Source organism: Streptacidiphilus anmyonensis, from assembly GCF_000787855.1.
GTDB classification, from domain to species: Bacteria; Actinomycetota; Actinomycetes; order Streptomycetales; family Streptomycetaceae; genus Streptacidiphilus; species Streptacidiphilus anmyonensis.
The window spans coordinates 97,430-107,739 of sequence record NZ_BBPQ01000024.1; the positions used below are offsets into that span (position 1 = coordinate 97,430).

Below are 10,310 nucleotides of genomic sequence, written 5' to 3' on the forward strand. Positions count from 1 at the left end.
AGAAGGGAAGGACGAGATGGAAACAGAGTGCGTCAGCTGCGCCGGCACGCTGCTGATACCGGCGGACAGCTACCAGGGGGAGATCGTCAGCTGCCCCGGCTGCGCGACGGAGCTGGAGATCCACTCGACGCACCCGCTGGAGCTGGCCATCGCGCCCGAGCCCGAAGAGGACTGGGGTGAATGACCCCCTGGGGACGTCGACGCCCGTGGGCATCCTGTTGTCGACCGTCCGATACGAGGAGCGGCGGCTCCTGGCCGAGCTGGAGCGCCGCGACGTCCCGGTCGTCCGCCTCGACCCGCGCACCATGTCCTTCGCACCCAAGGACGCCGAGGCGCTCCACGGGATGGCGGTGCTGAACCGGGAGATCTCCAGTCAGCGGGCGGCGCTGGCCGCGGAGTCGCTCGAGGCGTTCGGCGCCCGGCCGGTCAACGACGCCGCGGCGACCCGGGTCTGCGGCAACAAGTGGTCCACCTACCTGCGGCTTCGGCAGTGCGGCGTGCCGACGCCGACGACCCTGCTGGCGCCGTCCCCGCAGGCCGGCCTGGAGGCGGTCGCCTCCGTCGGCTACCCGGCCGTGATCAAGCCCCTCAGTTCGTCGTGGGGCAACCGGGTCAGCCTGATCACCGACCAGTACGCGGCCGACGCCGTCCTGGAGCACTGCGCCGCCCTGCCCTCGGCGGTCTCCAGAACGGTGATCGTCCAGGAGGCGGTCCGGCCGGGCTCACCCGACATCCGCGGCATCGTCGTCGACGGCGTCTGCCTGGGCGCCATCACCCGCTCCAGCGGCGACTGGCGCAACAACGTGGCCAGGGGGGCGACGGTGCGTCAGCACGCGCCCAGCGAGCAGATCGACCGGCTGTGCGTCCAGGCGGCGGCCGCCGTGGGCGCGCGGATCGCCGGGGTGGACCTGGTCGAGTACGCGGACGGGTCCTTCACGGTGCTCGAAGTGAACTCCCGCGTCGAATTCCAGGGATTCGAGCGTGCGACGGGCGTCGACGTCGCCGCACGGATCGTCGAGGCCCTGACGGCCGCGATGAGCGAGGTGAAGGAACCGGTATGAAGCGCATCGCAGTGGTGGGCGGACGGGGCTTCGTGGGAGGTGAGCTGCTGCGGCTGCTCGTCCACCACCCCGGGGTCGAGGTCGCGGCCGTGACCTCCGACACCCACGCCGGCCGCGCCGTCGAGAACGCCCACCCACCGCTGCGCGGCAGCGGCCTGCGTTACCGCAGGCGCGAGGACCTGGAGCCGGTCGACCTGGTCTTCCTCGCCGGGGTGCACGGATCCACGGCCCGGATCCTCGACGACATGGCGGCGCTCGCGCCGAAGATCGTCGACCTGACCGCCGACTTCCGGATCGAGGACGCCTCGGTCATGGAGCGCTACTACGGTTGGAGCCGTCAAGGCGAGCACGCCAAGGCGTTCGTCCGCGGCCTGCCCGAGCTGCACCGCAAACAGATCGTCGACGCCGACCGGGTCGCCGTCCCCGGCTGCATGGCCACCAGCGCGATCCTGAGCCTCGCGCCGCTGGCGGCACGCGGGCTGCTCACGGAGGTGCAGGTCGACGCGCGGACCGGCAGCAGCGGCGGCGGCGCCTCCAGCGGCGACGCGAACTCCCACGCCCTGCGCAGCGGCGTGATGCGGGTGTTCGCGCCGTTCGAGCACCGGCACGAGGCCGAGGTGGCCGAGGCGCTGCGGGTGGAGGTGTCGATGACGGTCACCGCGACACCGCAGGTGCGCGGCGTGCAGACGCTGACCAAGGTCGAGGTCGGGGAGGTGGGCGAGCGGGAGCTGCTCGCCATGTACCGCGAGGACTACGGCGCGGAGCCGTTCGTCCGCCTGGTCAACAGCCCCCGCGGGACCTACCGCTACCCGGACCCGAAGGTGCTGCTCGGCTCGAACTTCTGCGACGTCGGCGTCGTCGCCGACCACCGCGGCAAGGCGCTGGTGATGGGGAGCCTCGACAACCTGATGAAGGGGGCCGCGGGCGGCGCGGTGCAGTGCATGAACCTCATGCTCGGCCTGCCGGAGACGTGCGGGCTGACCTTCCCCGGACTGCACCCGGTATGACCATGACGAGAATCGTGGTGAAGTGGGGCGGCAGCCTCCAGGACAACGGCGCGTCGATCGCCGACGACATCGCCGCCCTGCACCGTGACCACCGCATCGTGGTGGTGCACGGCGGATCGCGGGACATCGACGACACGATCAGGGAGCTCGGGCTGCCGCGCCGCACCCTGCGGTCCCCGGACGGCATGGTGACGCGGTACACCGACGCGGCCACCCTGACCGCGCTGATGATGGCGATGCGCGGACGCACCCAGGCACGGATCGTCTCGGAGCTGGCGGCCCGCGGCGTCACCGCAGTCGGTTTGTCGGGCATGGACGGGGGACTGGTCCGCACCGAGCGCAAGGCCGCGATCCGTGCGGTGTTCGGCGACAGCGTCCGGGTGGTGCGCGACAACCTCGCCGGCCGCGTCGTCGGCGTCGACACCCGCGTCCTGGACGCGCTCCACGCCTGCGGCATGGTGCCCGTCGTGTGCCCGCCGGGCATGACGGCCGACGGCCAGGCGACCAACGTCGACGCGGACCGCATGGCCTGCGCCGTCGCGGCGGCCTGGCGGGCCGACCGGCTGCTGCTGTTCACCGACGCCCCAGGCGTGCTCGCCGACCGCGACGACCCCGGCTCCGTCATCGCCTCGCTCAGCCGCGACGACGCCAAGAGCCTGGTGGCGGAACTGGGCGGCGGCATGCGGATGAAGGTCGCCGCCGCGGTCGAGGCCCTGGACAAGGGCGCACAGGCGGTACAGGTCTGCGACGGGCGGGTCGACTCGCCTGTCGCGCGGGCTCTACGAGGGAGCGGAACCCTCATCGGAAAGGGCTGTGGCGCACCGTGACGATTGACCATGTCAGCACCGAAGCACCCGAGTTGACCGACACCCACGCCGTGGCGTTACTCGCCGAGGTCGTGGCGACCGAGTCGGTCTCCGGCGGCGAGCAGAAACTGGCGGAGCGGCTGCGCGACGTGGCGGCGCGACACGGCGCCGAGAGCTACCTGGACGACGTGGGGAACGTGCACGCCCTGGTCGGGCAGGGGCCGCGTACCGTCATGCTGCTCAGCCACCTCGACACGGTGCCGGGCGAGGTCCTCTTCGAGCACAGCGAGGACCTCATCCGCGGCCGGGGGGCCGTCGACGCCAAGGGCCCGCTGACGGCCATGCTCGTCGCGGCGCTGACAAGCCGTCATCTCGGCCTCCGCATCCACTGGGTGGGGGTCGTCGAGGAGGAGACCCTGTGGTCCAGGGGCGGCGAGCACGTCCGTGCGACCGTGCCCGAACCCGACGCCGTGATCGTGGGGGAGCCGAGCGGGGCGTCGTCGGTGACCATCGGCTACAAGGGGCTCGTCGAACTCCAGGTCCGCTGCGAGGTCCCGCGCACCCACACCGCCACGCCCGGCCCGAAGGCCAGCGAGACCCTGGTCAAGGCGCTCGGCCGGCTGTTCGACCGGTACGGGGCGCGCGGGAACGAGAACTTCGGGGACGTCGGCATGATCGTCAGAGACGGCCGCTTCGAGCCGTTCTCCAGCTCGTGCTCGCTGGTGTTCCGCACCCCGCCCGGGACGACGGCCGAGGGCCTGCGCAAGGACGTCTCGACGGTCCTGGGCGAGCCGGTGGAGGTGTCGACGGTCTACGAGGTCCCCGCCGTCGTCGTCCCGCGCGGCTCCGCGTGCGTCCGCGCGCTGTCGCGCGCCATCGTCCTCGAGGGCTTCCAGGCCGGCCACAAGCTCAAGACCGGCACCAGCGACATGAACACGTTGAGCAGGACCTGGACGGTGCCGATGGCCACCTACGGGCCGGGCGACAGCCACCAGGACCACACCGACGACGAACACATCCTGATCCAGGAGTACCTCCTCGGCATCCGCGTCCTGCGGACCGCCCTGGGCGAACTCGACAAGACCCTCCCGGAGGCAGCGTCATGACGGAGCAGCCGAGTCTCTTGGCGCTGTGGTGCGTCCCGCGCTCGCGGTCCACCGCGTTCGAGCGCGCCATGTACGAGCGCGGCGACTTCCTGGTAGTCCACGAGCCGTTCTCGCGGGTCTGCGACTTCGGCGAGACGGAGCTGGCCGGGCGCACCTGCACCAGCCAGGAGGAGGTGATGGCGGCGCTGGTCGAGACGGCGGCGAAGCAGCCGGTCTTCTTCAAGGACACCACCGACTTCCCGCTCGACCGGCTCGGCGCGAACCCCGCCTTCCTGGGCCGCTGCCGCCACGCCGCGATGGTCCGCAACCCCCGCGACACCGTGCGCTCGCACCTGGTCATGCAGGCCGACGCCACCTCCTCCGCCATGGGGTTCGGGCACCTGTGGGACATCGTCGAGGCGGTGACCTCCGCCGGTCTGCCGATGCACCTGGTCGACGGCGACGAGCTGGCCGGCGACCCGCAGGCGGAGATGCGACGCTACTGCGCCGCCATGGGCGTCGACTTCCTCGCCGAGGCGCTCGACTTCAAGCGGGAGCCCCCGGCCAGCTGGAAGGCCACCGGGCGCTGGCACGAGGGGGCCAGCGAGTCGAAGGCCCTGGGCGCCTCCCCGGCCGGGAGGAAGCCGTTCCCGGAAAGCCTGGAGCAGACCGCGCTGGCCTTCGAGAAGGACCAACTGCCGTACTACGAGAGGATCACGGCAGCACTGGGCGCTCCCCGGAGCTGACCGCCCGGACGTGAGGACGCAGGGCTGACGGCGCAGGGCTGACGATGCAGAGCAGTGCACACGAGCAAGGACGACGAAGGAGCGGACATGTCGCTGGGCCGTAGCTTCACCAAGCTGTGGTGGTCGCAGGGGTTGTCGAACCTGGCCGACGGCCTGGTGCTGGCGGCCGTACCCCTCCTCGCCGTGGCGATGACCCGTGACCCCCTGCTGGTCTCGGGGATGACGGTGGCCCAGTTCCTGCCCTGGCTGCTCTTCGCCCTGCCCGCCGGAGCCCTCGCCGACCACGTCGACCGACGCCTGATCATGGTGTGGGGCAACGCGCTGCGTGCCGTCGGCTTCGGCCTGCTCGCCGTGATGCTCGCCGTCCACCTGCGCAGCATCGTCGTCCTCTACCTCGCGGTCTTCCTCGCCGGAACCGCCGAGACGCTGGTCAACAACGCGGCGCTGACGGTGCCGCCGCGCCTGGTCAAGCGCGGCGACCTGGAACGGGCCAACGGACGCCTGGTCGCCACCCAGTCGACCATCAACAACTTCATCGGACCCCCGGTGGGCGCCGCCCTGTTCGCCCTGTCGGCGGTCATGGTGGTCACCTCCACCGCGGGCCTGTTCGCCCTCGCCGCCCTCGCCGTGATCACCCTGCCCCGGATGCTGCCCACCGCGAGCGACTCCAGCGGCGGCAACCACACGCCCGGAGCGGTCGTCCGCAGCATCCGCGAAGGCTGGTCCTACTTCTGGAACCACCGGCTGCTGCGGCGCGTGGCGTTCATCTCCGGCTCGATCAACCTGTTCTCCTCCGCCACCGAGGGCCTGCTCGTGCTGCTGGCGACCGGCCCGTTGAAGGTCTCCACGTCCTGGTACGGCGTCTTCATCGCGCTGCCGGCCGTGGGCGCCGTGATCGGCTCGCTGATCGCGGCGCGGGTCGTCCCGGCCATCGGCGGCGGACCGGTCACCTGGCTCGCCGCGCTCGTGCCCGCCGCCAGCTACGTCGTCCTCGGGCTCAGCGGGAGCGTCGTCCTGTCCGAGATCGCCATGTTCCTCGCCGCCATCGCCACCGCCTTGAACCAGATCGTGGTGACCACCCTGCGGCAGGCGTCCGTCCCCGACGAACTGCTCGGCCGCGTCACCGCCGGATACCGCCTGATCGTGCTCGGCGCCGTGCCCGTCGGCGCGCTGATCGGCGGAGGGCTCGGGCGGTGGCTGGGACCGGCGCACGCCTTCGTCGTGTGCGGCGTCGGACTGGCGCTCGCCGCGCTCGTGTTCGCCTCACGGGTGACCACGCGGGCGCTGCGCGAGGCCGAGCGCGACGTCCAGCCCGTGACCGCCGAAGAGATCTCCTACACCTAGCCGCAGCGAGCGAAGGGACACGCCCTGATGAGCCTGATGTTGTCGCACACGACCGTCGACGCGCGCGACCCCTACGCGCAGGCGCGATGGTGGTGCGAGATGGCCGAGTTCACCCCCAAGGAAGGGGTGCGGCCGGGGTCCGACGAGTGCTACGTCGCCACCGGGGACGGCTACACCGTGCTGTTCATCCTCGTGCCCGACGCCAAGACGGTGAAGAACCGTGTGCACTTCTGCATGCGGCCCAAGGACCGCTCGCAGGACGCGGAGGTCGAACGCGCCCTCGCGCTGGGCGCGGGCGTCGTCACCGACTTCCGGTCGTCGGGCGGCTGGGTGGTCATGGCCGACCCCGAGGGCAACGAGTTCTGCATCCTGGCCGACCGGCACACGACCGGTGAGTAGCGGGCGCTCGCGCCGAGAGAACCCAAGCAGACGAGGTAAGGAGACCCCGTGACCGAGAAGCGAGACGTCGTGTGCAAGGCCGCCTACGAGCAGCCGGCCGACGAGCTGGAGGAGCACGTCGCCGCCGTCATCGCCGAGGTGCTGGGCCTCGACCGGGTGGGCCGCCGCGACAGCTTCTACGACTTCGGCGGCACCTCGCTCGCGGCCATCCGCATCTGCGCCCGCATCGAGCGCCGCCTGGGACTGCGCGTCGACCCCGCGTGGCTGCTCGAATACGACGAGCTGGCCGACTTCGCCGAGCAGATCCGGCTCGGTGCCCTGTGACCGGGACACCGGGCACGCCGAACGTGCCGCCCCTGCGGGCGGTGCACGCCGCCGTCGTCGAGTGCGCCGACCGGGCTCCGCACGCCCTCGCCCTGGTCCAGGGGCAGGAGCGGGTCGACTACCGCACCCTCACCGCGGCGGCGAGGATCCTGGCGGGCCGGCTCGCCGCGTGGGGCGTGCGGCCCGGGGACGTCGTGCCCCTGCTGGTGCCGCGCGGCGCCCAGCTGATCGCCCTCCAGCTCGGCGTGCTGATGAGCGGCGCCGCGTACGCCACCCTCGACCCGCGCTGGCCGGCCGGCCGGATCGCGTCGATCCTCGCCCAGCTCGACGACCCGGTCGTCGTCGGGCGGCCCGGCGACGAGCCCCTCGGCGTCACCCGGACCCTCGCCCCGGCGCCCCTGTCCGCGCTCGCGAAGGAGGCGGAGGCGAAGCAGGCGGCTCTCCTCGCGCCGGTGGCCACCGCCTTGGACGACCCGGCCATGGTGTTCTTCACCTCCGGCAGCACGGGCGTCCCCAAGGGTGTGCTGATACCCCACCGCGCCGTCACCCGGATGTTCGGCCCCGGCGGGCTGGACGGCTTCGGACCGGGCCACGTCACCCCACAGGTCGCGCCGGCGGCCTGGGACATGTACGCGTTCGAGCTGTGGGGGCAGCTGACCACCGGCGGCGCGTGCGTCGTGGTCGAGGAGAGCCACCTGATGCCCAGTCGGCTGCGCGCCCTGGTCGCCGACGAGGCCGTCGACACGGTCTGGCTGACCACCTCCCTGTTCAACCTGGTCGTCGACGAGGACCTGGACGCGTTCGACGGACTGGGCGCGCTCTACGTCGGAGGGGAGAAGCAGTCGCCCCGGCACGTCGCCAGGTTCCTGGAGCGCTTCCCCGACCTGCCGATCTGGAACGGCTTCGGCCCCGCCGAGAACTGCATGCTGACGACCGTGCACCGGATGACGCCGGCCGACAGCGCCGCGCCCGCCGGCATCCCGGTCGGCCTGCCCGTACCCGGCACGACGGTGGTCCTGCTGCGCGAGGACGGCACGCCCGCTCCGCGCGGCGAACGCGGCGAGATCGTCGCCGTCGGCCCCGGCGTCGCACTCGGCTACCTGAACAACGAGACGCAGACCCGCGAGCGGTTCCCCACCCTGGAGATCGCCGGCGACAAGCAGCGCGTGCTGCGCACCGGCGACGTCGGCATGGTCGACGACGACGGGGTCCTGCACTACTACGGCCGCCGCGACCGCATGGTCAAGCTCAGCGGAAACCGGATCGAGCTCGGCGACGTCGAGGCCGCCGCCTCCGCCATCCCGGAGATCCGCGCCTGCGCCGCCGTCGCACGGACCGACGCGGGCGGCACGGTCGAGCACATCGCCCTGGTCTACACCCTGGTCGACGGCGCCGAACTCGCCCCGCGCGAGGTCCGCAAGAGGCTCACCGCCAAGCTGCCCGCCTACGCCGTGCCCGGCAGGTTCGAGCAGTTGGACGAGCTGCCGCGGCGCGACAACGGCAAGGTCGACCTCCAAGCCCTGGAGAGGCGCCCCCGGTGACGCGCACCTACCCGCAGACCTTCGAACAGGAGGCGCTGTGGATCGCCGACCAGTTCGTCGGCGAGCCCTCGCCGTTCCTGGAGACCTGGGCCCAGCACCTCACCGGAGCCCTCGACGTCCCGGCACTCGAACGCGCCGTCGCCGCGCTGGTCAAGCGCCACGCCGTGCTCCGTACCCGGTTCACCCTCGACGAGACCGGGCCGGTGCAGGTGGTCGACCCGGTCGGCGCCCTGCCCCTGGAACGCCTGGCCTGGCCCGGCGGCGACCTGCACGACACGCTGCGGCGAGCCGGGCAGCGACCGCTCGACCTGACCGTGTCACCGACCCGGCTGACCCTGTACGACTACGCCCCGGACGAGTACGTGCTGCTCCTGCAGATCCACCACGTCGCCGTCGACGACGCCTCGCTGGTCCTGCTCGACCAGGAGCTGTCCGCCCTGTACGCCGAGGAGACCGGCGGCGAACCGGCCAAGCTCCCGACCCCGGGCACGACGCTGGGCGAGCACGCCCTGCGGGCGCGGGCCGCCGGAATCGCCCCGGCCGACCTCGCGTTCTGGGCCGGGTTCCTCGACGGCGCGCCCGTGCTCACCCAGCTGCCGCCCCGCCCGCGCCCCCTCGCCGCGCGCCGGGGCACCGAGTGCGGCTGCGTGCGCGCCACCGTCCCCGCCGGGCTCGGCGACGCCGTCCGCGCGGCGGCCCGCGCGCTGCGCACCACCCCGCACGTGCTGATGAGCACCTGCATGGCCGTCACCGTCGCGGCGGTCAACGGTGAGGACGTCGTCGTCGGCAGCCCCGTCTCCCGCCGCGGCGAGCCGGACCTCGACGGCGTCCTCGGCTGCCTGACCGACCTGCTGCCGGTGCGCTACCGGGTCCCCGCCGACGCCACCTTCGCCGAGGTGTGCGCCGCCGCGAAACGCACCTCGCTGGAGGTGCTCCGGCACCGCGACGTGCCCTACGCCCGGCTCGGCGGCGGCGTCACCCGCACCCGCGGGGTGCTGTCCGGCGGCCAGGCGAGCCGCGTCTGCCTGGTCCTGGACCAGTCCCCGAGCCGCCTGGAGCTCGCCGGACTTCGGTCCGAGCGGGTGCACGTCGGGGGAGCCGCGGCGAAGTTCGACTGGCTCCAGTACGCCGTCGCCGACGGCAGCGGCTGGGACGTCCGCGCCGACTACGCCACGGACCACTTCACCGAGCCCGAGGCGGAGCTGACGCTGCGCCAGTGGCTCACCGCCCTGTCGGCCGCCGCCGACGACACCGACGTGCCGGTGCGCGACCTGTTCGACCGACTGGCCGCCCTCGCATGAGACCCACCGCGAGGCGTGCCGCGGGCCTTTGCCCCCACCGTGACCGGACCTCCAGAAAGCGAGCGACACGCCGGTGAATACGGAGCTGCCGACCAGCCAGACGACCCGCGACTGCGAGTGCGGCGCGACGGTATGGCTGACGGGCCTGCCCAGCGCGGGAAAGACGACGATCGCCCACGCCGTGGCCGACCGCGTGCGCGGCCGAGGCCGCAAGGTGGAGGTGCTCGACGGGGACGAGTTCCGCCGGACCCTCTCCTCGGGGCTCGGCTTCAGCCGCGAGGACCGGTACACGAACGTGCAGCGCATCGGGCTCGTCGCGGAGGTGCTGGCGCGCAACGGCGTGCTGGTCCTGGTCCCGGCCATCGCGCCCTACGCCGACAGCCGGCACGCCGTGAGGGAGCGTCATGCGGCCACCCGCACGCCCTACCTGGAGGTCCACGTCGCCACACCCGCGAGCACCTGCTCCGAGCGCGACGTGAAGGGCCTGTACGCCAAGCAGGCGGCGGGCGAACTGACCGGGCTGACCGGCGTCGACGACCCCTACGAGGCGCCGCAGACGCCCGACCTGCGCATCCCCGCGCACGAGCAGTCGGTGGACGAGTCCGCGACGACGCTGCTGGGCCTGCTGGCGGAGAGGCGCCTGATATGAGCCCCCGCCACGTCGACACCGTCGCGCACGACCTCGCCGCCCTCGGC

At 72.7% G+C, this 10,310-nt stretch carries 12 protein-coding genes; all 12 read left to right on the top strand.

Translation table 11 applies throughout. From position 1 onward, the window contains the following. Window positions 1-16: 16 nt before the first annotated feature. Window positions 17-184, top strand: a complete 168-nt coding sequence (locus TR50_RS21520) for a lysine biosynthesis protein LysW (protein WP_042423938.1) — start codon at window positions 17-19, stop codon at window positions 182-184. Next, complete coding sequence (locus tag TR50_RS21525; protein ID WP_201776848.1) at window positions 177-1,061, top strand: ATP-grasp domain-containing protein; 885 nt, start codon at window positions 177-179, stop codon at window positions 1,059-1,061. Before TR50_RS21520 ends, TR50_RS21525 begins: the two co-directional genes overlap by 8 nt. Further along, window positions 1,058-2,068, top strand: a complete 1,011-nt coding sequence (gene argC / locus TR50_RS21530) for an N-acetyl-gamma-glutamyl-phosphate reductase (RefSeq protein WP_042423941.1) — start codon at window positions 1,058-1,060, stop codon at window positions 2,066-2,068. The genes TR50_RS21525 and argC overlap by 4 nt, the downstream gene beginning before the upstream one ends. Further along, the gene (locus TR50_RS43635) at window positions 2,065-2,895 is read left to right on the top strand and encodes a [LysW]-aminoadipate kinase (RefSeq protein WP_042423945.1); all 831 of its coding nucleotides are present in this window, start codon (window positions 2,065-2,067) and stop codon (window positions 2,893-2,895) included. Before argC ends, TR50_RS43635 begins: the two co-directional genes overlap by 4 nt. Then, window positions 2,892-3,980, top strand: a complete 1,089-nt coding sequence (locus TR50_RS21540; RefSeq protein WP_160311147.1) for a M20/M25/M40 family metallo-hydrolase — start codon at window positions 2,892-2,894, stop codon at window positions 3,978-3,980. The genes TR50_RS43635 and TR50_RS21540 overlap by 4 nt, the downstream gene beginning before the upstream one ends. Beyond that, on the top strand, window positions 3,977-4,705 hold the full coding sequence (locus TR50_RS21545; RefSeq protein WP_042423948.1) for a sulfotransferase-like domain-containing protein: 729 nt from the start codon (window positions 3,977-3,979) through the stop codon (window positions 4,703-4,705). The genes TR50_RS21540 and TR50_RS21545 overlap by 4 nt, the downstream gene beginning before the upstream one ends. Before the next feature lie 87 nt (window positions 4,706-4,792). Next, window positions 4,793-6,049 carry an MFS transporter gene (locus TR50_RS21550; protein WP_042423950.1) on the top strand — a complete coding sequence of 419 codons (1,257 nt, stop codon included), beginning with the start codon at window positions 4,793-4,795 and terminating at the stop codon, window positions 6,047-6,049. Window positions 6,050-6,076: 27 nt separating this feature from the next. Next, window positions 6,077-6,448, top strand: coding sequence for a VOC family protein (locus TR50_RS21555; RefSeq protein ID WP_042423953.1), 372 nt, complete (start codon window positions 6,077-6,079; stop codon window positions 6,446-6,448). Window positions 6,449-6,496: 48 nt separating this feature from the next. After that, window positions 6,497-6,772, top strand: a complete 276-nt coding sequence (locus TR50_RS46845; RefSeq protein ID WP_042423980.1) for a phosphopantetheine-binding protein — start codon at window positions 6,497-6,499, stop codon at window positions 6,770-6,772. Next, window positions 6,769-8,313, top strand: coding sequence for an amino acid adenylation domain-containing protein (locus TR50_RS21565; protein ID WP_052441173.1), 1,545 nt, complete (start codon window positions 6,769-6,771; stop codon window positions 8,311-8,313). Before TR50_RS46845 ends, TR50_RS21565 begins: the two co-directional genes overlap by 4 nt. Continuing rightward, the gene (locus tag TR50_RS21570; RefSeq protein ID WP_042423983.1) at window positions 8,310-9,614 is read left to right on the top strand and encodes a condensation domain-containing protein; all 1,305 of its coding nucleotides are present in this window, start codon (window positions 8,310-8,312) and stop codon (window positions 9,612-9,614) included. The genes TR50_RS21565 and TR50_RS21570 overlap by 4 nt, the downstream gene beginning before the upstream one ends. 73 nt (window positions 9,615-9,687) lie before the next feature. After that, window positions 9,688-10,263 carry an adenylyl-sulfate kinase gene (gene cysC, locus TR50_RS21575; RefSeq protein ID WP_236654519.1) on the top strand — a complete coding sequence of 192 codons (576 nt, stop codon included), beginning with the start codon at window positions 9,688-9,690 and terminating at the stop codon, window positions 10,261-10,263. The last annotated feature ends 47 nt before the right edge of the window (window positions 10,264-10,310 follow it).